This window comes from Wolbachia endosymbiont of Culex quinquefasciatus Pel, assembly GCF_000073005.1.
In the GTDB taxonomy this organism is placed as follows: domain Bacteria; phylum Pseudomonadota; class Alphaproteobacteria; order Rickettsiales; family Anaplasmataceae; genus Wolbachia.
Map to the genome: position 1 here is coordinate 127,683 of NC_010981.1, position 26,993 is coordinate 154,675.

Annotated in this window: 22 protein-coding genes, 1 tRNA gene and 2 pseudogenes; 8 read left to right on the plus strand and 17 right to left on the minus strand. The window is 34.2% G+C overall.

The features are described 5' to 3' along the window. Positions 1-18 precede the first annotated feature (18 nt). From WP_RS00615 to WP_RS00640, 6 genes and pseudogenes are all read right to left on the minus strand, one after another. Positions 19-1,338 carry a dihydroorotase gene (locus tag WP_RS00615; protein ID WP_007302727.1) on the minus strand — a complete coding sequence of 440 codons (1,320 nt, stop codon included), beginning with the start codon at positions 1,336-1,338 and terminating at the stop codon, positions 19-21. 104 nt (positions 1,339-1,442) lie between these two features. After that, positions 1,443-1,604: pseudogene (locus WP_RS07500) on the minus strand (TomO hydrophobic C-terminal domain-containing protein); the annotation flags it as partial. A 37-nt stretch (positions 1,605-1,641) separates the two neighbouring features. Then, positions 1,642-2,879: pseudogene (locus tag WP_RS00625) on the minus strand (IS256-like element ISWpi15 family transposase). Between the two features lie 23 nt (positions 2,880-2,902). Then, complete coding sequence (locus tag WP_RS06910) at positions 2,903-5,296, minus strand: lipase family protein (RefSeq protein ID WP_007302724.1); 2,394 nt, start codon at positions 5,294-5,296, stop codon at positions 2,903-2,905. A 91-nt stretch (positions 5,297-5,387) separates the two neighbouring features. After that, positions 5,388-5,990: an RDD family protein gene (locus WP_RS00635; RefSeq protein WP_007302723.1), complete on the minus strand. Its 603-nt coding sequence runs from the start codon at positions 5,988-5,990 to the stop codon at positions 5,388-5,390. A 22-nt stretch (positions 5,991-6,012) separates the two neighbouring features. Further along, positions 6,013-6,095: transfer RNA gene (locus WP_RS00640), tRNA-Leu, on the minus strand. Positions 6,096-6,197: 102 nt separating this feature from the next. On the opposite strand from WP_RS00640, the gene WP_RS00645 reads away from it, so the two are divergent. Both WP_RS00645 and WP_RS00650 read left to right on the plus strand, forming a co-directional pair. Then, entirely contained in the window at positions 6,198-7,640 is a 1,443-nt protein-coding gene (locus tag WP_RS00645) for a replicative DNA helicase (protein ID WP_007302722.1), read from the plus strand. A 347-nt stretch (positions 7,641-7,987) separates the two neighbouring features. After that, complete coding sequence (locus tag WP_RS00650) at positions 7,988-9,475, plus strand: proton-conducting transporter transmembrane domain-containing protein (RefSeq protein WP_007302721.1); 1,488 nt, start codon at positions 7,988-7,990, stop codon at positions 9,473-9,475. Between the two features lie 14 nt (positions 9,476-9,489). Here the strand turns inward: WP_RS00650 and WP_RS00655 are convergent, their stop codons facing one another. The 5 genes from WP_RS00655 to WP_RS00675 all read right to left on the minus strand — a co-directional run bounded on the left by WP_RS00655 (position 9,490) and on the right by WP_RS00675 (position 13,066). After that, positions 9,490-10,140: a VirB8/TrbF family protein gene (locus WP_RS00655; RefSeq protein WP_007302720.1), complete on the minus strand. Its 651-nt coding sequence runs from the start codon at positions 10,138-10,140 to the stop codon at positions 9,490-9,492. A 29-nt stretch (positions 10,141-10,169) separates the two neighbouring features. Beyond that, entirely contained in the window at positions 10,170-10,964 is a 795-nt protein-coding gene (locus WP_RS00660) for a hypothetical protein (RefSeq protein ID WP_019078583.1), read from the minus strand. 36 nt (positions 10,965-11,000) lie between these two features. Beyond that, positions 11,001-11,852 (minus strand): DNA polymerase III subunit delta', encoded by an 852-nt coding sequence (locus WP_RS00665; protein ID WP_007302718.1) that lies wholly within the window; start codon positions 11,850-11,852, stop codon positions 11,001-11,003. 17 nt (positions 11,853-11,869) lie between these two features. Then, a complete protein-coding gene (locus WP_RS00670; RefSeq protein WP_007302717.1) occupies positions 11,870-12,457 on the minus strand; it encodes an L-threonylcarbamoyladenylate synthase in 588 nt (195 codons plus the stop codon). Between the two features lie 138 nt (positions 12,458-12,595). Further along, on the minus strand, positions 12,596-13,066 hold the full coding sequence (locus WP_RS00675; RefSeq protein ID WP_007302716.1) for a hypothetical protein: 471 nt from the start codon (positions 13,064-13,066) through the stop codon (positions 12,596-12,598). A gap of 75 nt (positions 13,067-13,141) precedes the next feature. On the opposite strand from WP_RS00675, the gene miaA reads away from it, so the two are divergent. Continuing rightward, positions 13,142-14,035: a tRNA (adenosine(37)-N6)-dimethylallyltransferase MiaA gene (gene miaA, locus WP_RS00680; protein ID WP_007302715.1), complete on the plus strand. Its 894-nt coding sequence runs from the start codon at positions 13,142-13,144 to the stop codon at positions 14,033-14,035. A 348-nt stretch (positions 14,036-14,383) separates the two neighbouring features. Further along, a complete protein-coding gene (locus tag WP_RS00685; RefSeq protein WP_007301954.1) occupies positions 14,384-15,256 on the plus strand; it encodes an IS982-like element ISWpi16 family transposase in 873 nt (290 codons plus the stop codon). A gap of 123 nt (positions 15,257-15,379) precedes the next feature. On the opposite strand, the gene WP_RS00690 is transcribed toward WP_RS00685, so the two are convergent. The 5 genes from WP_RS00690 to WP_RS00710 form a co-directional block, all read right to left on the minus strand. After that, complete coding sequence (locus tag WP_RS00690) at positions 15,380-16,942, minus strand: Mur ligase family protein (protein ID WP_007302714.1); 1,563 nt, start codon at positions 16,940-16,942, stop codon at positions 15,380-15,382. Continuing rightward, entirely contained in the window at positions 16,911-18,143 is a 1,233-nt protein-coding gene (gene metC / locus WP_RS00695; protein ID WP_012481742.1) for a cystathionine beta-lyase, read from the minus strand. The genes WP_RS00690 and metC overlap by 32 nt, the downstream gene beginning before the upstream one ends. Before the next feature lie 7 nt (positions 18,144-18,150). Then, the gene (locus WP_RS00700; protein WP_012481743.1) at positions 18,151-18,435 is read right to left on the minus strand and encodes a BolA family protein; all 285 of its coding nucleotides are present in this window, start codon (positions 18,433-18,435) and stop codon (positions 18,151-18,153) included. A gap of 72 nt (positions 18,436-18,507) precedes the next feature. Further along, positions 18,508-20,421, minus strand: coding sequence for a molecular chaperone DnaK (gene dnaK / locus WP_RS00705; RefSeq protein ID WP_012481744.1), 1,914 nt, complete (start codon positions 20,419-20,421; stop codon positions 18,508-18,510). A 73-nt stretch (positions 20,422-20,494) separates the two neighbouring features. Beyond that, positions 20,495-22,243, minus strand: coding sequence for an Rne/Rng family ribonuclease (locus WP_RS00710; RefSeq protein ID WP_007302710.1), 1,749 nt, complete (start codon positions 22,241-22,243; stop codon positions 20,495-20,497). Between the two features lie 149 nt (positions 22,244-22,392). On the opposite strand from WP_RS00710, the gene rpmG reads away from it, so the two are divergent. Both rpmG and WP_RS00720 read left to right on the plus strand, forming a co-directional pair. After that, entirely contained in the window at positions 22,393-22,593 is a 201-nt protein-coding gene (gene rpmG, locus WP_RS00715; protein ID WP_012481745.1) for a 50S ribosomal protein L33, read from the plus strand. A 709-nt stretch (positions 22,594-23,302) separates the two neighbouring features. Further along, a complete protein-coding gene (locus WP_RS00720) occupies positions 23,303-23,599 on the plus strand; it encodes a hypothetical protein (protein WP_007302708.1) in 297 nt (98 codons plus the stop codon). A gap of 359 nt (positions 23,600-23,958) precedes the next feature. Here WP_RS00720 and WP_RS00725 read toward each other — a convergent pair whose 3' ends face one another. Continuing rightward, positions 23,959-24,834: a zinc ABC transporter substrate-binding protein gene (locus tag WP_RS00725; RefSeq protein ID WP_007302707.1), complete on the minus strand. Its 876-nt coding sequence runs from the start codon at positions 24,832-24,834 to the stop codon at positions 23,959-23,961. On the opposite strand from WP_RS00725, the gene WP_RS00730 reads away from it, so the two are divergent. Further along, a complete protein-coding gene (locus tag WP_RS00730) occupies positions 24,826-25,557 on the plus strand; it encodes a metal ABC transporter ATP-binding protein (protein ID WP_007302706.1) in 732 nt (243 codons plus the stop codon). The genes WP_RS00725 and WP_RS00730 overlap by 9 nt on opposite strands. Beyond that, positions 25,554-26,975, plus strand: a complete 1,422-nt coding sequence (ubiB, locus tag WP_RS00735; protein ID WP_012481747.1) for a 2-polyprenylphenol 6-hydroxylase — start codon at positions 25,554-25,556, stop codon at positions 26,973-26,975. The genes WP_RS00730 and ubiB overlap by 4 nt, the downstream gene beginning before the upstream one ends. Positions 26,976-26,993 lie beyond the last annotated feature (18 nt).

Consider the following 26,993-nt stretch of genomic DNA (forward strand, 5'->3'; position numbering starts at 1 on the left):
AACGCAACTGTATGATAACTAATCCTTCTGTAAATATACAGTTTTGCCAGACACAACGGTACGTATTACGCGCCCTTTCACTTTGCGTCCATCGAAAGGGGAATTTTTTGATTTACTAGCAAAGTTGTCAACTTTAATTTTCCATTCATGATCCAAATCAACTAAAATTAAGTCCGCTGCAAGGTTTTTCTGTATGCGGCCACGTGGCACATGTATGATATCTGCAGGCTTATATGTCAATTTTGCAAGCACATCAAGTAGACCCATTTGTCCACTGTGATATAGTTCAAGTGAAATGGGCAGCATTGTTTCAAGGCCAACAATACCAAATGCAGCATTTTCAAGTGGCAAATCTTTAGAACTAAGATCATGCGGAGCATGATCGGTTGCAATGCAATCAATCACACCTGTCTTTAAACCTTCAATCATAGCTAAACGATCCTCTTCAGTGCGAAGCGGCGGGTTCATTTTTGCGATTGCTCCGTGTTGTTTTACTATATCTTCAGTTAAAGTAAAGTGATGAGGAGTTACTTCACATGTAACATTTAATCCCAAATCTTTTGCACGTTTAATAGCATCAAGTGAATCTTTTGAAGAGACATGTAAAATATGGTAGTGTACATTTTCTATGTCCTTCATTAGCAGTATATCACGATTTACCATAACCGACTCTGACGCACTCAAGATTCCCTTTATTCCCAATTCTTCAGAAATTTTACCTGCATTGATTGCGCCACCAGCAGATAGATTTAAATCCTCTGCGTGTTGAGCAATAGGAACACCAAGCATACTTGAATAAAGCAGTGCCTGTCTCATAATCATTGGATTCATAACTGGCATACCATCATCGGTGAAACCAACTGCACCTGCTTCCTTTAAGAGTGCCATTTCAGTTAATTTTTCTTCCGAAGTGGTGATTTTAGCGTAAAATTCCACATTCACATGCGAAGTTTCAAATGCTCTATATTTCAAATACTGAGCCAAGACAACACTATCAATCGCTGGAACAGTGTTTGGCTGACAAACTACAGTTGTAGCGCCCCCTGCAGCTGCAGATTTGCTGCCTGTATGTATAGTTTCTTTATGCTCTTGACCTGGTTCACGAAAATGTACGTGAATGTCAATAAGGCCTGGCATTAGAACAAGCCCTTTACAGTCTATTATTTCATCAACTCCACTTGTTGAAAATAATGATTCGCCAAAATCAACAATTTTACCCCCTTCAGTCAATAATGAACCTTTTATATCAAGTTTAGTTTCCGGGTCAATAATACGAGCATTGGTATACGCAATTTTATAGCCTTCCTTTTGCCCTGTCTGCAATAAATTCCAAATCATATTTGAGTATCGATTATAAAATAAATCTAAAGTTTTTTTAGTAAAATACAACCAAATTAAAGTGATGATATAAAACTAGCAATAAAGAATATTTAAATTAATACTCAAGCAGCTATTCTATAACTACCATTTTCGATTTCAACGTTATTAAGTGCGGTATTTGCGTTATAAGAACAGTAACATCCTACTGCAAGAAAAGTTAATGCAGCTACAGCAAGCGAAACACACATTGCTAAATGAACCATTGTTAGACTTGTACCAACAGCAAGGGGAGTGTTAAATAAACTGTGTCAAACCGCATTTTTAGTTCAACTCAATTTTCAATCTGCCAGGAAAGAAAACATCAAGTTGAGAGATAGTTAATGCCCAATCATGTACAGGCATCGTCGACTTTTCCTCTACCTTCTTTATAGCACAATATACCTGCTTATACAAGGCATTTATGCTGGTAATGAGCCTTTGGTCTTAGTGAATTTCCTAATTTGCCTATGTAGCCCCTCTATGGGATTGGTGGTGTAGATTATCCTCCTAACTGGACCAGAATACTTAAAATAACCAGACAAGTTTTCCCAATTATTCTGCCAAGATTTTATAACCATAGGGTACTTTGTGCCCCATTTTTCATCCAATTCCAACAGATAATTCTCGGCAATTTCCTTGCTTGAAGCTTGATATACCTTCTTTAAATCGCTCAAAAAACTCTTCGCATCTTTACTGGCCACATACTTCAGTGAGTTGCGTATCTGATGCACTATACACATCTGCACTTCCGCATTAGGAAAGACACTGTTTATAGCTGCAGGAAAGCTTTTCAGCCCATCAACGCAGGCAATAAGGATATCTTCTACTCCTCTTTCTTTGAGGTCATTTAGCACTCCCAACCAGAAGTTAGCTCCTTCACTTTCAGCCAAATAAAAACCTAATACTTCTTTTTTGCCATTTTGATCTATGCCTAATATGTTATACATGCATTTACTTACGCAATGCCCGTCCTCTTTGACTTTAAAAAACATGCCATCCATGAAAACTATCGGATATACAGACTGCAGCGGGCGACTACGCCATTCGTTGATTACTGGTAGCAATTTGTCAGTAATACTTGATATCTCTGCCGCCGATATTTTGTGATCATAAATTTCCTCAACATGTGACACTATATCTCTATAGCCCATACCACTGGCAAATGTGCTCAAAATCTTCGTTTCAAGCTCTGGATGTAAGTTTGTTTGCCTTTTTTTGACTATTTGTGGTTCGAAACTTCCTTCCCTATCTCTTGGCGTCAAAAGCTCAAATGACCCTGCGCTTGTACGTAAAGTCTTTGCATTCCTCCCATTTCTTCGATTATTCTCTTCGCTTTCGGCCGACAAGTGGTTTTCTATTTCACCTTCCAGGCTTACCTCCAGCAACTTTTTTATAAACGGTGTTAATGCTCCATCTCTTCCTGTCAACGGTCTTCCTTCTCGTATAGACGACAGGATATTTGTTTCTAATTCTTTATAATCTACCAAACCGGTAGTTCTGTTTACTACTTTCTGACTCATTGTCAAACCTCCATTTTTTTATATCAATTTATTACTTTTTTTTCGGTTTGACACAGTTTATTTAACACTCCCACAGCAAGTGCTCCAGATAATACAAAAGAAACAGAAGCATAATTACCTTGCCTTTTACTGTAAGTTCTTGCTTTCAAGAATTTTTCACTTAGCTCTTCATTCTTGCTTTCAAATTGCTTCTGTAGACTCTTCTCTAGTACTTCACTTTTGTTTTCAATTTCTTGCAGCTTTGTCTTTAAGTCGTTATTTTCATTTTCGCGTTGCATTATTTGATCAGCGAACGATTGTCTTGCATCATTCAGCTGCCCTTCCAACTGATCATTTTGTGTAGTCAATTGAGCTACCCGACCATTTAGCGTATCAGCAACCTGTGTTAATCGGGTTACTTCATCAGTTTTATCAATTAGACCTTGCTTTGCATCATCCAGCCGCCCTTCCAATTGATTGTTTTGTATAGTCATTTGATCTACTTGATCTTTTAGCCTTCCAATCTCTTTTTTCTTCTTTTCAAGCTGAGCTCTTGCTTCATTAGATTCTTTGCTAAGTTGCATGACTTTACTAGTTTCTTCAGCTAATTTTTGCTTTGATGCTACAAGTTGAACTTCTGTTTGCTCACATTTCCTTTCAAGCTCCCTTGCTTGACTAGACAAATTACTATTTTCCTGTTCAAGTTGAGCTTTTACTTCCCTTAGCCCTCCCTCACTCTCTCTGAATTGAGCTCTAGCATCCTTTAGCTCTTTTTCTGCACATTCTACCTTTTCTTCTAGCTTAGTTTTTGCTTTCTCAAGCTTCTTCAGTTGATTAGTCAGATTACTATTCTTTCTTTCTAATCCAGCATTTGTTTCTTCAAGTTTTTCTACAGTACCGTTAAGCCTAGTTACTTTGCTAATTTGCTCATCCAACTCTGCTTTGTTTTCTGCAAGCTGATCTTTTGTCCCTTTAAATTCTGCAGTAAGTTTATCTACTTGATCATTGAGTTGATTAGTCTTCTGTTGTTCTTGTGTTAATTTTCCTTTTTCATCATCTAACTCTTTAGTTTTTCCAACCAAACTTTGTTGTATACTATTTAACCTTCCCTCTAGTTGAATTTTTTCATTAGTAAGCTGAGCTACTTTTTGTTTTCCTTGTCTAAATTCCTCTTCTAAATTTGGAGCACGTTGAATTGGTATCTCAGAAAGCTTAATGCCTTCATTTTCTTCTCTGACTTCTTCAAAGAATTCCTTATCATCCACATCAACATATGACAAAACTGCATGGTAAAATAGGCCACAAATATAAGCAATATGACGATACTTAGATGCTTCGCTATCCGATTTAAATTTTTCCTGCTCTATTTTCTCAATAAGGTTATAATAGGTATCGATTTTATGATAGTGTAGTTCTAAATACTCCAGAGTTTTACCTGTTTCTAATTTTAATGGTTTACCTACATGTTTATAGTGCATACCAGCATTACCATGTGGCAAACATGGTACCGGATCTGATTGACAAGCTACTCTAATAGTATTATGTCCAAGACACTCATTGTAAACTTCAGCAGCACCATTGTAGAACACTCTTGGAGAGCCAAAAGTTGCAACATGAACATCTTCAGCACCTTCTGTTTTATTAAGACATAAAGCAGTTATACTAGCAAGAGCACCTCCCATGCTATGGCCTGTAACATTGATTTTTAAATCTTTGATTGCTAATCCTTTATCATTAGCATGCCCTTGTAATATTTTATGTACGCTGGGCCAAGAACGTTTGAATAGAGAGTAAAAACCAGAGTGAACATAATTATCTCCAGACAAAAATGGCAACTTAGTTAAAGAAGCACGCAGATCTTCCTTTACATCATTTAAATCACGAGTACCATGGTAAGCTATATCTACTTCGTTATCTTTAATAAAAATATAACCAGCATCTCGATTATATGAATTTTTACCAGTTAAAGCATAGCCAACATCGTGTTGCTCTAATTTATAATCAACATCTGAGCAATATTTATCTTCAATAAGTTCATTATCGTAAAATCTTATAATCTGATAACCTTCTTCTTCAAACTTCCTTTTAGTTTTGTATTTACCTTTCTCTAATTTTCTATCCACATCACCATAGGAAATTTTGCTAAAGGTACACATTTTCCATAATTTTTCTTCATCAAATTCTGCAATTTGCCCTTTTATCAGATCAGCAAGGTCAGAAGCATCCTTTAACTCAGCACCTTTAAAATCTTCTATCTTCTTCCATGCTTTAACTAGGTCAGAAGTTCCTAGCCCATTAAGGTCAAAACTTTGAGCTTCTAATTCGTTCTTAAATGGTTCTAGTGCCTCAATTACGCATTCTTTTATTTCATTATCATCAATATGTACAATACTATCGCTAATAGAATCCATACTTTGATCATGAGTAATACTTGGCATATTTTTTACCTACTATTTTAGTATATCATTAATTAAGCATTTGATCAAATTTATCAATAAAACTATTAAAATTTTCTTATTTTAAACGAATTTAGTTCATTTTATCACACTTAAGACTTTTGTTTGTGACAACTGCTGTATTTGCAATCTTATCGTGCCAAGTTTGGCAGCGTTTATCGAAACTTGCCCATATGAAACCCAAGAATAATGGTGCAGTTGACAATATGAAGGAAAAAAACCTCTTTGTTGCTTGTTTCAGAGTCAATTTTTCAAAAGTTTGTGCATTCACAACTCTAAGTCCAAGTAAGAATTTTCCAGGTGTAGCGCCAAATCTTATCCACATATATGCTACATAACTAAAAAGCATAATAAATTGAACTATCTGATTTAGAACTAGTAACTTTATTAGTTTACTCTGCATTGCTGTTTCCTCTGCAGATAGTGGCACCTGCATTTGATATTTTGCAGCAATTTGGCCTAATATTTTACTGCTCTCCGAGCTCATAAAGAGTTGATTTAAGGCCTGACCGCAAAACTGTAAAAATAAAACGATGATGATTAAATCAAGCAGCACTGACAAATAGCGTCTAAGTCCCGTTACGTAACATATTCCATTTTCATCTTTCTTTATCCTTTGAATAGCATTTATAGAAGAAAGAATGGCAAATGAACGATTAAAAAACTTGTGTAACATAAAGCACTTTCCAATGTTTGAGTGCCCCTGGCCGGACTTGAACCAGCATGCTCTTGCAAGCAACAGATTTTGAGTCTGCCGTGTCTACCATTCCACCACAGGGGCCTATTTTAATGCTATAAGCAACACAGGATTAGTCAAATTTTTTCTCTTTTAAGTCGAGATTGAATATTCTACAATAATCAATCATTACTCTAAAAACTTAAAATGAATGAATTAGTTAACCTTATTAATTCAAGAGAAGAAATATGTAAATTGCCACATAATTTAGAAGCAGAGCAAATGCTCATTGGTGCAATGATTCGTGATAATAGAATTTGTGATGCAGTTGAAGATATAATTGCAGCAGACAATTTCTACGATCCACTACATCAAAGCATTTTTACCCAGATATCTAAAACCAGAAAACACGGCATAGTTGCCAATGAACTAAGCCTTAAGATGTTTTTTGAAAATGATAAAGCATTTGCCGAATGTGGTGGAGTTGAGTACCTAGCAAAACTTGCAGCAAAGGCAAGCATTGCGCTTGACATCTATAGCTTGACCAGAATAATCCGTGATACTTATTTAAGAAGATGCTTAATCAAGCTCGGACAAGAGACAATTGACGATAGTTATAACTATGACATCGAAAATCCTGCACAGGTACAAATTGAGCAAGCAATGACAAAATTGTTCAATTTAGCAGTAAAAAAGCAAGGTGAGAAAACATACATAAAGCTTGCAAGTTCAATTAAAGATGTGGTTGAGAAGATTAGCAAGCTGAAGAATAACCCAGAGGCTCTAGGTATTACAACCGGACTTCAAGATCTAAACCAGCTTCTTGGTGGTTTGCAGAAATCTGATCTGTTAATTATAGCTGCAAGGCCCTCAATGGGAAAGACAGCATTGGCACTGAACATCGCACTTAACGCTTGTAAGATTTTGCAAAAAAGAACAGATAAACAACATTACGTAGCTTTTTTCTCACTTGAAATGTCAGCAGAGCAATTAACCGCAAGATTGATTACTATAGATTCAGGCATTGGTTATTATAAGGCACTGACTGGGAGAATTAGTGATTTTGAATTACATGAATTCATTAATGCTAGTACAGATCTATCAGAATTACCTTTCATAATAGACGATACTCCTGCTCTATCAATTAGTGCCCTTCGTACCAGAATACGACTGCTATATCAACTATACAATGTAGAGGTGGTATTTATAGATTATCTGCAATTAATTCGAGGAACAACAAAAAGGAGTAGTGAAAATAGAGTGCAAGAAATCTCAGAAGTGACGCAGGGTTTAAAAGCAATTGCAAAGGAACTAAATATTCCCATTGTTGCACTATCACAGCTCTCTCGTTCTGTTGAGCAAAGGGATGATAAAAAACCACAACTTTCTGATTTACGTGATTCAGGAAGCATAGAGCAGGATGCAGATATAGTAATGTTCCTCTATAGAGAAGAATATTATGAATTAAGAAAGCAACCAAATGAAGGAAGTAATAAACATCGAGAGTGGCAAGAGAAAATGGAGAAAATTAGAAATATTGCAGAGCTGATCATTGCAAAACAAAGAAACGGGCCAATTGGCAGTGTGAAGCTACATTTTGACTCCAATAGAGGTGCATTTAAAGATTATACAGAAAGATATAGTCTGTAGCGGTTTTGAGTAATTCTGGAAGTGTTTAACAAACCATACGTGCCAAATTAAGAAGCTATCGTGAAACATAGCAATATTTAAGATTGGCATTTTATTTGTTACATTTATTTTTTTAGGAAATTCTTATCTAGGATAAGATGATTTTTTAGAAAGATCTATAAATTACTAACCTTATTACTTAATATATAAAATAGTTTTTTCTTATTTCCTTTCTTCCTTACGCCACTTTTTCTTAACTTGATGCGTATGGTTTATTTAACATTTCCGATATACAACTAAAAAATAGCAAATTCTCTATAACTTGAATATAATTTTAGCTTTACCTAAACAGAAAGATGAATTACTTAATGGATTTTGTTTTAATATCTCTTTCCTTGCCACTTTTTATTACTGAGAATTATTTGTTAATTACTGCGTTGATCCCACTTTTAAGTGCATTAGCTATTTCTTTTACTAGTAAATGGCCCAGAGTGAACAATAGCATTACTGTTGTTTCTTCTATGCTTCTATTTGCGTATACATCTCTATGCACTTTATATTTGGTGTATGGTGATCATTCTCAATTTATTCTCATGGACTTTGGTAATAATTTGCATATTAGTTTAAAGTTAGAGTCTAGTGGAGCAATATTCAGTTTATTAATATCATTTTTGTGGGTACTAACCAGTATATATGCAATATGTTATATGCGAAATAACTATGCTGATAGTAACTACTCGAGTTTTCTATGCTTTTTTTCAATAGCGATTAGCTGTGCAATGTTTATTGCTTTTTCTGGAGATTTGCTCACTACATTTGTCTTTTACGAGCTTCTAACTATTAGTACATACCCTCTGATTACTCACAACTCAACAAATGAATCAGTAATTGCAGGACGCTATTACTTTGGTTTACTATTTTTCTCTTCTTTAGTGTTATTTTTTCCTGCAATAGGTCTCTTATATAATGAATTCCATACTTTAGACTTTGTAAGAGGTGGAATATTCAAGTTTGATACTTCGTTCATAACTTTTATTGCAGTGTGTTTTGCTATGCTGATTTATGGAATAGGAAAAGCTGCATTAATGCCAATGCATTTTTGGTTGCCAAAAGCAATGGTTGCACCAACTCCTGTAAGCGCACTACTACATGCTGTTGCTGTTGTGAAATCAGGAGTGTTCATCATCATCAAAGTTATATTATACACTTTTGGCATCGATAATATGCAACGTTTTGCACAGCAAAGTTGGTTTGCTGGAGGATGGCTTCCGTACGCTGCTGGATTTACTATTATTACTGCATCGTTAATTGCATTAAAGCAAAAGGAATTAAAGAAATTGCTTGCTTATTCTACTATCTCTCAGTTGTCATATATTATATTGTTCGCTTCAATTTTTAGTGAATTTAGCATGAGGATTGCAATTTTTCAATTAGTTTGCCACGCATTTGCAAAAATCACTTTATTTTTCACTGCTGGAGCAATAATAACGAAAACAGGTGAGAAATACATAGATAGAATTCACGGTATAGGACGTAGTATGCCAATTAGTATGATAGCATTTACTATAGGTGCATTGTCCATGATAGGGGTACCACCTGCTCCGACTTTTTGGAGCAAATTTTTCATTTTTCAAGCTGTTTTTAACTCTAGTAATGTAACACTTTCTGTATTTGTAGCTCTGGTGTTAATTGTCAGTACTATACTCAACGCTCTATACTTCTTACCGATAATTTACAATGCCTTTTTCTTAAAACCTTCTAGAAATTATTTTATTAAAAAGACACCAATGCTTCTAATTTTACCTCCAGTTGTTACTGCTGTATGCACTTTAGTTATTTTTTTAGCTACCAAGTAATTTTTTAAATGTAATCAGCTGTATTTATAGCCGTTAACAATAAATTTAAATGGTATTATACCAGTTAGAGTTGCTTTCATGTTTGATAAAGTAAAGCTAACCTCCACAGCATAGTCTTTCATTTTCTTATTTTGCTCAGCTGCAAAAAGTACAGTGGCATTTCCAGCAAATTTAACTAAGTCCTTGATCGATCGGTCAATAGATAGTGTTGTTACGTTTATGTTGGTAATTTTTTTTGTGGATGAAACAGCTTCATTGTTTACTTTTTCCTGAAAGTCTTGATAGATTTTATATATAGAATTGTTTTTTATAAAATTTTCTTGATACTTTGATTCAACGATCTGAGAGGACTCGTATGCTTCGACGTATTGACTTACCAAGTACCTTGCTATGGAAGTGTATTCATCTTCTTTTTTACTAAAACTAAGTTTATGTATTGTAGAAAACTCATCTTCTGTGTGGTTCGTGTACTTCACAAAATTTAAATCTTTTTTAACAGGAAGTAATAGGTATATGTTTAGTAATGATAAAAATAAACATACTAAGAGAAGTAACGTTATTAACGCCATCCAAGATCTTTCTACAACGCAGAACAGGTATCTGTGGCAATACCATTCTACTGCTTTCCTGAAATAACTTTTGTTTTTTACTGATTCAACTTCCATAACCTAATTATAATAACTCTAAAAAAACTTTAAAATATGTCTAAATTTTCCAAAATAGTATGAATGATTATATCACCTTGTTCTGCAATAAGATGAAATTTATCAATTTTCTTCACATCTAAATTTATCATTTTTACACTGAAGCTTTCAGGATCATAAGTATTACTTTCTGCACTTTTGTGATAATTATAGTAGTGTAATTTATTTTGATCATCAAAATAACCAAATTCATCAGCAAGGGTTCCCACTTTTCTGCCTTTACCTTCTCTGACTAGCTCAAATAGATCAATTACATGGTTTTCAGATCCAGGCTCAATAAGACCTTCTACAGCAAAAAATTTAGGTGCATGACCAACATACTCCTTGAATTTTAGATTATTAGTCTTTTTTACACTACCAAAATCCACGAATTTATATTCATCTGAAAGATCAGAATATTGTGGATCATACTTTTTATATTCAAAAAACTCATTACCTAAAAAATTACAAAACGTTAGTTTATAGTCATCATGATTGAGTTTAATAACTTTAAGATAATGAAAATCTCTAGGAATCTTTACTTCTTCTTTCGTAATATGATTAAGTATGACTAACTCGCCACTGAGCATGCGATGGCCAATTTTTGGCAAAGTAGCTATATTGATTGCCTTATTGAGCTTAAAATTTGCTTCATAGATACCACTTGACAGCTCCTTCCCTTTTTCTAAAGTGACGTCTTGGTCTAAAGCTGTATTCTTGAGTAAACTCAATTCTTTCTGCATGTTCAATATGGTTTTTGTTAAAACTTCTATTGATTGCCATAAAGTTAATTTATTATCAGTCAAACTATATACTTTAAGTATTAAATTATCAGGATTTTATCATGAATTTATGTTAAAAGTATTATATTTTTGTGTCATGATGTTAACTACATTAGCTAAAACATGCTTTTTATCTAAGCGAAATTGCTTTGCAGCAACGAAAAGTTCATCTATTTCTTTCCATTGACTTAGCAAAATTTCAACATTATTTACTTCTTTCTTTATACTTTCTAAAATGGAGGTTTGAATGATATGTGATGCTAGTTCTAGCTCAATTTCACTATTAATTATTTTATTAACTATATCAGAATTATTTAGATTACGGAAAAATGTATAAAAATGCTTATGTGACTCATAAGCACCACTGTTTATTGCATTTATTATTACTCCCGGAGTTCCAGGAAACAAAGTAATGATCTCACTAAATATTTTATCGTCGAATTTACACTGAGATGAAACAACCTGCTTTGTTTCATCGTAAGTTAACGGAAGTAAATTCAGCTGAAAGCACCTACACCGGATGGTGGTTTGTATATCATATAGTTTATGGCTAATTATAAGTATTTTAGAATTTTGTGGCGGCTCCTCTAATATCTTTAATATTGCATTTTTAGCATTGCTAGTCATTGCCTCCAAGCTATCTATTATAGCTATCTTATATTCTGATTGAATGGGGCTTAGGTACAGAAAATTTTTCATTTCTCTCACCTTTTCCACTCCTATTGTATCACCTTCAACAATGTGTAAGTCTAATGCTACTTCATCGTAATTTTTGATAAGAAACCAATTAGAAAAGGATTGTGCAAGTGTTGCTTTTCCTATGCCTTTTTTACCACAGATCAGCCAAGATTGAACAGACAAGTTGTTCATTATCTTTTTTTTTGCTTGGTTGTGGCCTATCACCTTTTTCATTCTTTCTCCTATAGATCTTAGTTTGAAAATTCGTTATTTATTGTTTGTAATGAAATTTTACCTTTTCTTAAAACCTTAATCTTGTCTCCAGTTAAGTCAATAATAGTAGATTCTATACCAGAAACTAATTCATCATCTTCAATTACTGCAGATAAGTGTTGCTTAATAGACTGAGGTATATCTCTTGCTTTGCATATACTTTTTTCTCCTGAAATGTTAATACTAGTTGCAACTACTGGAGTTTTCAGTTCATTTAATATTGAAATCGCAATAGGATGATCAGGAATTCTTATGCCTATACTATCTTTAAAGAACTCATTTGGTAATATACTGTTATCTTGAAGTGGTAAAATATAGGTCATTGGTCCAGGAGAAAAGTAGTTTATTAAATTGATATATTCTTCTTTTACCTTTGCTATATTTGTCAAACTATCAACATCACTAACAAATATAGAGAGTGGCTTGTTTTGAGAACGCTTCTTTATCCGGTATATTTTTTCTATAGATTCTTTACCTAGCGCATTACAAGCAAGAGCATATACTGTCTCTGTTGGAAAGCATGCTAACAAATTATTTTTTATTGCATTTATTACTTCAAATACCATATAGCTAAAACTTATGTCTACAATAGCTCTGGGTTTACAGTTATCTCGCTATATGGTAGCAATTAAGATACCGAAATGGCTACTGTTGTATACTTACAGAAATTTTATTAGCAACTGCTCGTTTTTACAACAGATTTACTACAATCCGAACTCCTCATTGATTTTATCGACTATCATCTGTGGTGGATCATCTCCCCATCCTGAATATAAAATCTCTCCATAATCTGCAACATCTATAGAGCCAGTTCTACTTTTTGCCAGAAACATTTCTCTTTTATCTTTATCAACTAATACATAGTGCCAAGCTGATCTTCCTCGATCTTTACCACGAACTAGATATATGAGATCTGATCTACTTCTTCTTGTTGCATCAGCAAAGGATCTTTCATTGATAGTTCTGCTTTTACTCTTTATGCCGCCACTTTCAGAAAAAGCTTCCTTGGCTTCAGCTTTTTTGTTTGCCAATTCAGAAATTTTTCCTTTTGCTCCTAGTGCATGTTCTTTGGTATTTTGAGATGAATACTTACTGGAAAAACCTCCTCTTGTCTCATTAGAAGTCCTATTTGTAAAACGCTTAGTAAACGAGTTATCGTTATCATTTTCTGCCATAAAAGTCTCCAAATTTTAGATTGTAGAATCCAAATTTTTACTACACCCTATCATAGGTTAGTTAAATTAATATAAATGAAAGATAATATAGTAATTATTACAGGAATTACAGCCTCAGGTAAATCAGAATTATGCGATAACTTGATAAAAAAGCATAAAAACATTAGCATAATAAACTGTGACTCAAAGCAGGTATACAAAGAGATTCCCGTAATTACTGCTCAACCACCAAAGCAGAAAGAATTTTATAGGCTATACGGTTATGTTTCAGCAAGAGAAAATTATTCCGTAGGTTTATGGCTAGAGGATTTAAAGAGGGAAGTTAACAACGCGCTGAAAAATTCACGAATACCGATCATCACTGGAGGAAGTGGGCTTTACATTAGCAGCTTAATCAAGGGATTATCATCGATTCCACAAATAAGCCAGGAAGTGAGAGAAAACGTAAATGAACTTAGGAAAAATTTAAGTAAAGAGGAATTCTACAAATTAGTGCTAAGCAAAGATCCAAGGATTCAAGGTAAAATATTTATTAATGACTCACATCGCCTCTCAAGAGCACTTGAAGTTATCACTGAAACTGGCAAGACAATCTTTGTATGGCAAGAAAATAGACAGCCTCCTTTGTTCAATAATTTTAAGGTATATACAATTCTACCTAAACGTGAAGATATATACCGAAAAATAAATTCTCGTTTTATTGAAATGGTTGAAAATGGAGCAATTGATGAAGTAAAAAACCTACTTAGCATGAACCCATCTCCACATTTGCCAGCTATGAAAGCACATGGAGTACCAGAAATTATAAGATACTTAAAAGGGGAGATTACTTTAGACGAAGCAATACAGATTGCTCAAACAAACACAAGGCATTATGCAAAACGCCAGTACACTTGGTTTAAAAATCAATTTCCGAATTCTCAAGTGATTGACTGTGCAAATAAATTGACAGAATTTGGAATATTTTGATTATTATGTATTATATTGCTATGCCTATGCAAACTTTTCTTGATAGTATTAAACTTTTTTCTTAAAGAACTTTCATCATTGCCTAAATTGTGATTATTAAATTCTTTGTAAAAATATTCTTACTTATGAAGCGCTACTATACCTGTAAGAGCCTTTATCACTAAATGAACTATATCACGCAATATTTCATCCTAAATTTTTCTATATTCTCTCACTAATCTTGTAACCACAATCTCCACTTTCATATCCTTGTAACCTCAGTTATGGATTAGAAAATAGATAAAAGTATAACTAAGAAGAGGGAAACAGGGTAAACTCGAGTATTTTAGTAATAATAAGAGGTTACCCATGAAGAAAGATATTACAGAACTGTACTGTTGCGTCGAGGATTTTTGTCGTGCGGTAGATGATAATTTTGCAAATAGGTTCTTATCAAACGGCAAAAAACCAACCAGAGTACCAGAAATAGCGCACTCAGAAATTCTAACCATAATCCTGTTATACCATAAATCACCATGTAAAAACTTCAAGGCTTTTTATCTTTGTTATCTTCAGTTATTCTATAGATCAGAGTTTTCAAAGCTGCCTTCATATCACAGATTTATTGCCTTAAAGCCGCGAGTTTTGTGGTATTTAGCATTACTTTTGCAATGGTTCTGTGAACAAGCGAAAATGACCGGCACTTCCTACATCGACACCTCTACGATTGCCGTTTGCCACAAAAAAAGGATCTCTAGGAATAAAGTTTTTAATCATCTAGCAGAAATTAGTAAGAGTACGTATGGTTGGTTTTTTGGCTTCAAGTTGCACTTAGTGATTAACGAAATTGGTGAAATTCAAGCACTTACCCTAACCAAAGGTAACGTTGATGACAGAAAACCTTTACCAACTCTCACTAAAAGACTGACCGGACTTTTGTTTGGAGATAAGGGCTATATAAAGAAAGAGCTTTTTGAGAAACTCTTCGATAGAGGCCTAAAGTTAGTCACTAAAGTAAAAAAAGGTATGAAAAACGCACTAATTTCACTTAAAGAGAAGATTTTATTAAGGAAAAGGTCGATTATTGAGACTGTTTTTGATTCCTTGAAAAACAAATTTGAGATTGAGCATACAAGACATAGATCGCCAACAAATTTCCTAATTCATGTTTTTTCTGTTCTGATTTCCTACTCCATGCAGTCCAAAAAGCCTTCTATTTCTATGCCTTTCTTTATCGGCTAATCCATAACTGAGGTTTGTATAGCTCTTCTCATAATAGTAGGAACAAGATAAGATAGTGATTTAGTGTAACAAGAAGGTAAAAATGCCAGCAGCGTACAGTTATGACTTAAGGAAAAAAGCCATTCAGGCGTTGGATGAAGGAGAGAGCAAAACAGCAGTAGCAAATTTTTGGCCCTCTCTAATAACTTCAACATCACTAAATTCAAGGGATTGGCCTTCTATTATTTGGAATCTTTCATGTCCTTTTCCTGCAACTAGCAGAATCATATTTTCATCATGTGCTATATTTATACCTTTCTCTATAGCTTTTTTTCTATCTCCTATCTCCAGTGCATCAGGGCAATGTAACAAAATATCGTGACGAATTTTCCCCGGATCTTCATCGCGCGGATTGTCATCTGTGACTATAACTTTACCTGCAAGCATTTGTGCTATTTTACCCATCTCTGCACGTTTTGTTTGATCACGATTCCCGCCACAACCGAACACTAGAACTATCTTTTTATTGAAGTGCCATTTTAAAGACAACAGAGCTTGTTTGAGTGCACTTGGAGTATGAGCGTAATCGACAAATGCAAAAGTGTTCACTTTTTCCATTCTTCCAGATGGAGAAGCGAGTTTATCTATACACATTCTTTGATAGTCCATACCAGATGAAATAACTATACCGATTGCACACAACAAATTATATGCTTGAAATTGCCCAAAAATCGGAAAAAATGCGTTATAAATTTCATCACCGATTTGAATTGTCAGGTATTGACCATTGGCAGTGGGTATCTGCTTTAATAAAGTAATGTCAGAGTTTTTTTTTCCATAGGTTATAACTTTGTTGCCACGCTTTTCAGCTATGTTGAGCAACTCTCCATATTCGCCTATATCTGCATTTAAAATCGCTGTTTTTTCTTTTGGCAATACCTCATCAAACAACCTTTTCTTGGCCTCAAAATACTCATCGATACTTTTGTGATAGTCCAAATGATCTTGAGAGAAATTAGTAAAAGCTGCAGCATTGAGCCTGAGTCCATGGATTCTGTATTGATCGATTCCATGGCTTGAAGCTTCTAATGCTAAGTGTTCTACGTTCTTATTATTTATGTCACGCAATGTGGAATAAAGATCATCTGCACTTGGCGTTGTAAGGCTATTATCTTTTCTATTATTATTGACACATGTTCCCAGTGTTCCTATAGACGCTACATTATCTTGCCAAATCTGGCGACAAAATTCCACCACTGAAGTTTTACCATTCGTACCAGTTACAGCAGCAACATATTTAGGTTGTTTGAATTGATAAAACCTGCTGACTATTTCACTGTATATTCCTTGAGGGTCCGAGTGGTAAAGCACTGCAAAACTTGGAGTACTTGTCATTCGAGTAGCGGACACTGGAATCCAGTTTTCATTATACAATTGTCTAGTATGCTTGTTTACAATTAAATTTTCTGGATCCCAGTGTCTGAGCACTGGGATGACATCTTTCTTGGCCCCTTGTATTACAACGTCTACACAGTTGTGTACACATCCATTAGGAAGACATGTTACGTGTTCTTTACTCCTTTCTGACACACAAACAAAAAGGTAACCTTCTTTAACTCTCTTAGGATTACATGTGACGCCTTTGATTTCAATATCAAAGTCAGCATTTACAATGTTATGCAGTAGCTCTTTCAGTCTCACAATCATCTTTAACACTTGAACATGGCAGTCTTATTAATGCAGTATTCAAGTCAAAAATCAAATCTTCAGGATCTTCTAGTCCGCAAAATATTCGCACAAAACTTCCACCATAATCTGAATTCATTACAGATCTTGACATAGATCTATGTTCTATTGGTAATATCAAACTGTCACATCCTCCCCAAGAAGCACCGATGCCAAAAATTTTCATGTGATCAACCATGCAGCTTAGTTCCTCACATGAATATTCTCTATCGAGTACTATACTAAATACGCTACTTGCCCCTTTGAAATAACTTTTCCATAAATCATGCTGAGAATAGGAAAAAAGTGCGGGGTATAAGACTTTTTTGATTTTTGGATGTTTTTCCAGCCACTTTGCTACTTGCATTGCTGTACTTTGATGCTTCCTCATGCGTGTTTGCAGTGTTCTAAGTCCCCTGTGTGCAAGGTAACAGTCATGCGATTGAATGGTGACTCCATAATTTTTATAGCTCTCATAAAGCAATTTAAAAATTTTACCTTCAGCAACCATAGCTCCCATCACTAAATCTGAGTGACCGGCTAGATACTTTGTCACCGCGTATAGTGCAACATCAATTCCATAATCAAGCGGCTTAAACAACAAAGGAGTGGCCCATGAATTGTCACAAACGGTTACGATTCCACGTGCTTTAGCAACTTTTACTATATGCTCTATATTTGAAATCTCAAACGTTATAGAACCAGGAGTCTCAATCATGATGAGTGAAGTATTACTCTGAACTAAATCAGTTATATCCTGTGTCGGATTATAAAAAGTTACTTCTACTCCTCTTTTTGGTAGCTCATTTTCGGCAAATCTCTTTAGCCTATAATAACTATTATCTTGTATCAGGACATGTGAACCTGCTTTAGTGAAAGTCAAAATAGCAAAAGTAAGTGCAAATAATCCAGAAGGGTAGATGAGTGCTTGTCCCCTACCCTCAATTTCAGCCAGTGCATTTGAAAAATAATGAACAGTAGGCGTACCAACATTACTGTAACTGTAATCCCTTGCAACACCATCATTGATTACATCGTATATACTTTCTCCATTTGCTGCATTTAAGTAATCCTTGTAAGTAGGAAATAATATGGTAGAAGAATGATAAACTGGTGGGTTCATCGATCCTTTATAATCATTAAATTTTCTTCCTGCTTTAACTAATAAAGACTCTTCTCTCACGTTTCTACTATTTATTTTTTAGATTGTATTCGCTTTGCGTATACAAGTGAAGAGAAATCGCATGTAATCGCTCTATTTCACTCTTTAATAATTCATAGATCAATTTATGCCTCTTTAAAGAGCTCATTCCAGAAAAGTCGTTAGATATTAATACTAATTTGATATGTGAAGGTAGTGTCGAAGAAGAAACAAAATAATGATCTACATGCTTTGCTGATTCATCGATAATATTAATATCAATTACACCTATTGAATCGCGTAATTTTTCTTCTATTGTCTTAATAATATCCACAATAGTTCCTTTAAGCAACAATACGCTCCTCTTGTCATCCCACAGTATCTGGGCACTGGGATGACAATCGAATTACTTATTCTCTTCTTTATTATCCATGTCTTGATAATCAGAATCTACTACTTTTTCTTCCTCATTATTTGTTGTGGATGAGCTTTCTCCACCTTGTTGTTGTTGAGATTCCTTATACATAGCTTCTCCAAGTTTCATAGATAACTGAGAGAGGTTAGTAACTTTCTGTTGTATTGAATCAGCATCATCAATGTTGTCAGATTTACTCACTTCCTTTAACTCATTAACTGCATTTTCAATAGCAGATTTATCTTCTGGAGAAATTTTATCACCATATTCTGTCAGAGATTTTTCTGTAGAATGAACTAAACTATCCGCTTGATTCTTCACTTCAATAAATTTCTTACGCTTTTCATCTTCTTGTGCTTTTTCCTCAGCTTCTCTCACCATCCGATTTATTTCATCCTCCGATAAACCACCTGAAGACTGAATACGTATTTTTTGCTCTTTTCCAGTAGCTTTATCCTTTGCAGAAACATGCGCTATTCCATTTGCATCTATATCAAATGTCACCTCAATTTGAGGAACCCCACGAGGAGCAGGTGGTATTCCTTCTAAACTAAACTGACCAAGCAGTTTATTATCAATCGCCAATTTTCTTTCACCTTGATGTACCTTAATTGTAACGGCTGTTTGGTTATCTTCTGCAGTTGAAAACACCTGAGATTTTTTTGTGGGAATAGTAGTATTACGTTCAATAAGTGGAGTGAACACTCCCCCTAGAGTTTCAATACCAAGAGAAAGTGGAGTTACGTCAAGTAGTAATACATCTCTTACATCACCTTGAATGATTCCCGCCTGTATTGCAGCTCCAATTGCTACAACTTCATCAGGGTTAACCCCTCTGTGTGGATCTTTGCCAAAGAATTCTTTAACTTTCTCTATGACTTTTGGCATACGAGTCATGCCACCAACAAGAACTACTTCACCAATTTGACTAGCAGACAAACCAGCATCTTCAAGAGCTTTTTTGCAAGGAATTATAGTCCTTTCAATTAAATCATTCACTAAACTTTCAAGCTTTGCTCTTGTTAGCTTGATATTTAAGTGTTTTGGGCCACTTGCATCAACTGTAACAAACGGTAGATTTACTTCTGTTTCCATTGCACTTGACAATTCTACCTTTGCTTTTTCTGCAGCTTCTTTGATTCTTTGCATAGCCATTGGATCGTTTTTCAAATCAATGCCATTACTTTTCTTGAATTCACCCAGTAAATAATTTACTACTGCATTATCGAAGTCTTCCCCTCCAAGGTGAGTATCACCATTTGTAGCCTTTACTTCAAAAACTCCGTCACCTATTTCAAGAACTGAAACATCAAATGTACCACCACCAAGATCATACACTACTATTGTGTGTCCGTGCTTTTTATCAAGACCATAAGCAAGTGCTGCAGCAGTTGGTTCGTTAATTATTCTGAGGACATTTAATCCAGCAATTTTTCCTGCATCTTTTGTTGCTTGACGTTGAGAATCATTGAAGTACGCCGGCACTGTTATCACAGCATCCTTTACTTCTTCCCCAAGATAAGCCTCAGCTGCTTCTTTCAGGTTTTGTAGTATAAATGCACCAATTTGACTAGGAGAGTATTCTTTACCATCAGTTGTTTTAACCCATGCATCACCATTTTTTGCTGCAAATACCTTATACGGTACACCTAGATTCTTCATTTCAGGATCGCTATATTGGCGACCTATCAATCTCTTAGTTGCAAAAAAAGTATTATTTGCATTGGTAGTTGCTTGCCTTTTTGCTGGAGCGCCAATCAACCTTTCTCCAGATGAAGTAAATGCAACTATAGATGGAGTAGTTCTTGCTCCTTCTTTATTCTCGATTACTTTTGCATCCTTGCCTTGCATTATTGCAACACAAGAATTTGTTGTTCCAAGATCTATACCTATTGCTCTTCCCATAATGAATACTCCCTTTTAAATATTATCTGATGTAAAATATATAAGTATAAAACTCGTTAATTACAAGTCCCGTTTAGTTGTTAGAGCCCAAAAGGCGCGAAAGCCATTTAGTTAACCAAAAGTTGCCCGGTAGTTTACCAGCTTCTTTATCCCTGCTATTCACAATTTGACATCCAGAATTCTGCAATGGCTTATAATCATTAAAATTAATATGGTCTCCTTGCTTTAAAATAAATGTATCTGCATCTAAACTATTATCAATACTAACATTTAATGTAATATTGAACTCTTTTTCGATTGTAGAAACCATATCACGCTTATTATTAAAAATGTGCGCTATAACTGCACTGCGTGCTATTAAATCAAAGGACTTATTTTGATTTTTATTAGCAATATGTTGCAAATCCCTTAGTATCGATGCAACAACCACTTCGTTTGATTTCACTCTTCCAATACCTTTACAGTGTAAGCACTCTGTAGTATTAATTTCCTGTATATTTGGTTTAATTCTTTGTCTTGAAAAGACCATTAAACCAAAGTCATTGATAAAGCTAAATTGAACTTTAGCTTTATCATCTTTAAACGCCTGCTTGATAGCAAATTCAACATTTTTGCAATACTCAAGTTTCAACATGTCAATAAAATCAACAACTATTAACCCTGATAAGCCCCTGAGATTCGCTTGCCTTGATATTTCAGATAATGCCTCCATATTAGTTCTATAAGCTGTTTCTTCTATGTTATCTTCTCCTGTCATTTTCCCTGAATTTACGTCTATTGAAACAAATGCCTCAGTTAAGGTTATCACCAAAGACCCACCAGATGGCAATTCTACTCTATTGCTATATAATTCAGAAATTTGATCTTCGACTCGATAGTAAGTAAAGATTGGAACAGAACCTCTATATAATCTAGGACGCAATTTTCCTTGTAACACATTTTTAGTGTATTTTCTTACCGCTTCACAAACTTCTCTATCAGATACTATAATTTCTGTATCATTACTACAAAAGTCACGTACAGATCTCATAACTACATCTGCTTCGTTGTAAATTAATGATGGAACATTTAAAGAAGAGAAGTTTTGCTGAATATTTTGCCATAATAAGGTCAAATTATTGTAATCTTGCTCAATTTCTTTCTTACTTTTTCCTGCACCAACAGTTCTTACTATTAAACCTGAGCCTTTTGGTAAATTTATTGAATTTAATATATCCTTTAACTGTTTTCTAACGTTGGTATCTTCAATTCTGCGAGATACTCCACCCCTACTTATGGAATTGGGCATGAAAACACAGTATCTACCGACCAAAGTTACGTATGTTGTAAATGAAGCTCCTTTATTTCCTCGTTCTTCCTTAGTTAATTGAACTAATAACTTTTGATTTACTGAAATCACATCTTGTAACTTATATTTTCTATGTAAAGGTACCCCCCTCACAAAACCACTGCTGGATTCATTACTAGCTGTAGAATCTAGGCCTTCTTCTGTGCAATTATCATTTGAACAGTCCACACCGCTCGAATAGTCTTCATCAGGGAAAATTTCCTTCTCTTTTTCTGGAATATTAAAGTAATTTAGAGATATCTCAGAAAAAGACAAAAAACCTTGCTTATTTTTTCCATACTCAATGAACACGGCCTGCAAAGCAGGCTCTATACGCTTTACATAAGCAACGTATATATTACCTCTTAATTGTTTTTTTTCCTTGAATTCTTGTTCAAACTCTACAACCCTACCATTAACTAGTAGGGCAACCCTTACCTCGTTAGAACAGGTAGTACTTTCTATCAACAATAACCTTTTGCCATCACTCACCACTTATTTACCGTCTACTTTTCATTCTAAAATGTTCTTATACTACTTAATATATTATTGATTGTCAAGAATTTTGCGATCTGCATTATTGGGTTGACTTTCAGTGTTTTGCGTAATAAACTTGCATAGAGTTTATTATGTCACTAACAATTATGGCGAAAAAAAATGCTTCTTTGCTTGTCAAGCTAGTTAGCACTGCAACTAAAACAACAAAAACTGGAGAAGAGAAACTAACAGGCTATTTTTGTGTAAAAAAACGTAATCCTAAGAACCTTCCCAAGAAGCTCGAGTTTAGGAAGTATGACCCAGTGGTCAGAAGACACGTATTATTTAAAGAAGAAAAATTAAAGTAAGTATATTATCATGCAAAGCTTACAGCTAAAAGGAGTGTAGCTTATTGCTCACTAGTTATACTGTTTTGCATTAGAGAAAGTCTGTTTGAGGTTTTGAAAGATTACGGTAACTTATATAAGTTACGGGAAATTGAGCCACCTGAATAAGGGCTGAAAATGGTAGCGTTTTTGTCCTGATCTGGTCTTTTTATTGCTTAAATGGGACTTGATCTGACACTTTAAATGATCCAGATAGTCTATATACCATCACACTCTGGGACCATACACTTAGAGGTTGTTCACAAACTTTTGAATTCTTTTGTTAAACTTTTACAGAAAAAAATTGCTTGCGCATATTTTAAATCTGACTATAATCATAGTAAAAGATATTTTAAGAGCTCAAAATTTATCTTTATCTGCAGACTTTTTTCATTAAATTCATTAAAAAATGTGGCGTATCTTCTTCAGCGTACGTAGGTGCACACACATACTTAATCTCTGTCGTATGTGCGCCGCACTTTTTTTCTAATCTTTTTTACACAGGAGGATTTTATGTCCAGAATTCCAGATACTTGATCTTTACTTTAGCTAAAAACCAATAGGCGCCTATGGTTTTTATAAAGAAAGTTTAGAAAATAACCAAAAACCACTTGCCATAAAAAGTAACTATATTAGTATAATATTCACATTTATATGTTAATATAGATATAATAAGATTAAGGATTATATTATGGTAAAATTTACACAAGATTCTGCTTCATTGACATTGCATGGTGTTGATTTACTTAATTTGTGCCACAGACAGTGTGAAAATAAATACGAGGGTAATGATTTATTGACAAAAATTAATAGATCTTGGTGTAAGGCTGACTGTAATAGAAATATTAAAGCTCCTGAACACCATTCACCAGAAAAAGTAACACTTAGTGAACAGTTAACAGATATTGCAAGTAATCTCCGTTTTGAGAGCATAAAATTATCGCTTATATCAGATGAAATAGACAATTACAATTCAATGTCTTTTTAATTAGAGTAAAAGAAGATATTGGTTATCTTCTTTTTTTTGTTTCTATGATTAACTACTTGAATTTAAGTTCGTTCAGGCAAGATAATTATGAGTAAAAATAGCAGATGCAAGTAGCTGGCACACAGCTGTACGAGCATTCATTTTTGAGGGCATAGCAAATGGTGTCATTCAAGTAGCTGACATTGGCTTGCCCTAATCTCATCAAGAACATTGTGCTTTAACATAATATTTTTATGCTTACCAACTTAACTGAATCCCAGACTGGGATGATATACTTCTGGTAGATAATGTCGGTATAGTTGTGATTGGAATAGAAAGCACTAAGTTTGCAATGCTATCTGAATAGATAAAAGAACTCATTACTCAGTGAAACAAGACTTGAAATTTTGTGCAATGCTGCTGATTATATCTAGATATGCATCCTTTCCAGGCTCTACATCTGATCCAATAGGATCAAGAATCACCATTTTTACGTCACTAGAAAAGACATTAGGCTTTATGCTATCCTCTCGTGAATGAGAAACAATACATTTAACGTTTTCCTCTTTCATTACCTTTTTTAATTTCATTAAACTCTTCATACCTATGTAAGAATCTTCTTCTATAGAAAGAATGGCGCTTGGGTAACTTAAATCAAAATATTTTTCGAAATATTGATAAGCATCGTGAGTAACTATGTATTTTTGATTTTTTAACTCATCCAATTCTTTCGTAATTTTTTCTACTTCTTGGTCTATCTTTCTTATAGCCTCCTCTGCGTTAGTATTGTATCGATAGGCATTTTCTTTATCTATATTAGATAATGTTGCACTGATAGAAAGTATCATACTTTTTGCATTTTCAGGACTCAGCCAAATATGCAAATCTTTTTCATCTTGAATGTGACTAGAAAATGAATGTGTTCGAGCAGGAAGTAGATCGATTGCACTTGATAGCGGTATTAACTTCTTATTTTCTTTAGCGAAAGTTTTAATGAATGTTTCCAAAGAATCATCGATATAAAATATAATATTGCTAGATTCTAATTTACTTGCGTCTGAAGGCCTGAGCATGTAGTTATGTTCAGACACTACTTCGTACATTAGTAGTTCTGGCTTTGAAATTCCATCTGTAACAGAAGCTACAAGTGAGTGTATAGGTTTGATTGTAGCTACAATTTTTAAATTGGATGAAAAGGCACTATTGTAGTATAATGTAAATGAAAGTAATAGAAAAAAAAACAGTAAATGTCTCATATAAATGTTGAGAAGAAGTCAATTTTTGCCAAAAAATTAAGTAGTGTCAATAACTGCATTCTAAAAATAGAAAACCTTACTCTTTCATACGGTAACAAAAAAGTTCTTGATAATATCAACATATCAGTACAAAGAGGAGATATAGTTACAATACTTGGTCCAAATGGCGGAGGTAAAACCTCTTTAGTGAAAGCAGTTGCTGGTATAAATAAAGGTTTTATTGGCAGTATTGTATTCGCTGACAATATAAAAATTAGCTATATGCCACAAAATTTTAGTATTGGTAATTTGATGCCAATAACAGTTGAGTCTTTCCTTTTCAATAGCTCCTCGAAGAAATTGAAGAAAAATCAACCCATTGTTACAGAAGCAATAGAATTGGTTGGTATCGGTAACATCCTAAAAAATCAAGTATTAGAAATCTCTGCAGGACAAACACAATTACTGCTGCTTGCACGCTGTTTAATTTCAGAATCTGATTTGATCATTTTAGATGAGCCAGTCAGTGCAATGGATATTAACGCACGATCTAAATTTTATGATATTATAAATAAAATCGCAAAAGAACGATCAGTGTCGATTCTCATGACTTCTCATGACCTTAACTCTGCTCTACCATCCTCAGATTACATAATTTGCATAAATAATACTATCTATTATCAAGGTAAACCTGATGAAATTATGGAGATAAATGAAATATTTGGCAGTTACGCAGCGAAATGATTCAAAATATTCTACGTCTTCTGCAAATAACTACAGTGCTAACACGCTACAATGTGTTACCTTATTTACTTCCACCATCAAAAAAATCAATAAATAAAATACAAGGTCATAAACTAAAGCGTGCTCTTGAAAGATTAGGTCCGGTGTTCATTAAATTTGGGCAATCCATTTCATCACGCACTGATATTTTAAATGAGGACATAACAAATAACTTGCTATTGATATGTGATAGATTGCCATCATTTTCGTATAAAATAGCAGTTAAAACTATAGAAAGTGAGTTTAATTGTAAATTAAGCGATATTTTTTCAAGTTTTTCTGAAAAGCCAATTGCAGCAGCATCAATTTCTCAGGTGCATAGAGCAGTTACAATTGAGGGTAAGGAAGTTGCTGTAAAGGTTTTGAGGCCAAATATTGAGAAAACATTCTCAAGGGATATAAAAATGCTTTCTTGGCTTGCAGAAATTGCAGAAAAATTTAGTGAACAATCAAAAAGGCTGAAGCCAGTTGAATTAGTCAAAACTTTTGCTGAAATTTGCCGATTAGAGTTAGATCTACGCTTTGAGGCTGCCCACTCTTCGGAACTGAAGGAAAATACTAAACATGACAGAGGTTTCTACGTACCTGAAATAGATTGGAGTAGAACTTCAAAAAAGGTTTTAACATTAGAATGGATGGAAGCTATACCAATATACGAAGTTGAAAAGCTGAATAACCGAAAGCAAATAGCTATCAATCTTATAGAATCTTTTTGTAATCAGGTATATAGGGATTGTTTTTTTCATGCTGATATGCATCCTGGAAATTTAATGATCGATAGTAATAACAATATTATTGCCCTGGATTGTGGAATCATGGGTAGAATAGATCGTGAGACATGCTATTACGTTATAGAGATACTCAAAGGCTTTTTAAATAGGGATTATGATCACGTTGCAAAAATGCACTTTAGAGCCGGTTATGTTCCATCACAGCATAGAAATTTTGTTACAGCTTGCAGAGCAATAGGTGAGCCCATTGTTGGACAGCCTATACAGAAGATTTCATTTGCTCGATTACTTACTCAGCTACTAAAAATAACTGGTGATTTTGATATGAAAGTTCAAACACAATTGTTATTGCTGCAGAAAACTATGATTTTATTAGAAGGAACATGTAGGAAAGTCTATCCAGAAATCAATATGTGGAAAGTAGTTGAAACATGGATAAACAATCAACATGAAAGTAAAATAGGGTATAGGGAAAAAATTAAAAGCTCTTATCCCATAAAAGCAATTCAGGGAATATTTAGCCTTATAGAAAAATTAAACCTAATAGCTGACAAAAAATTACAGGTGAAAAATAAATCAAATGGAAAAGCCTACTTTTTACTTTGGTCTGTAATTATAATTCTCATCGTTAAACTTTTAATTTCTTGAACTAAAAGATAATAGAAG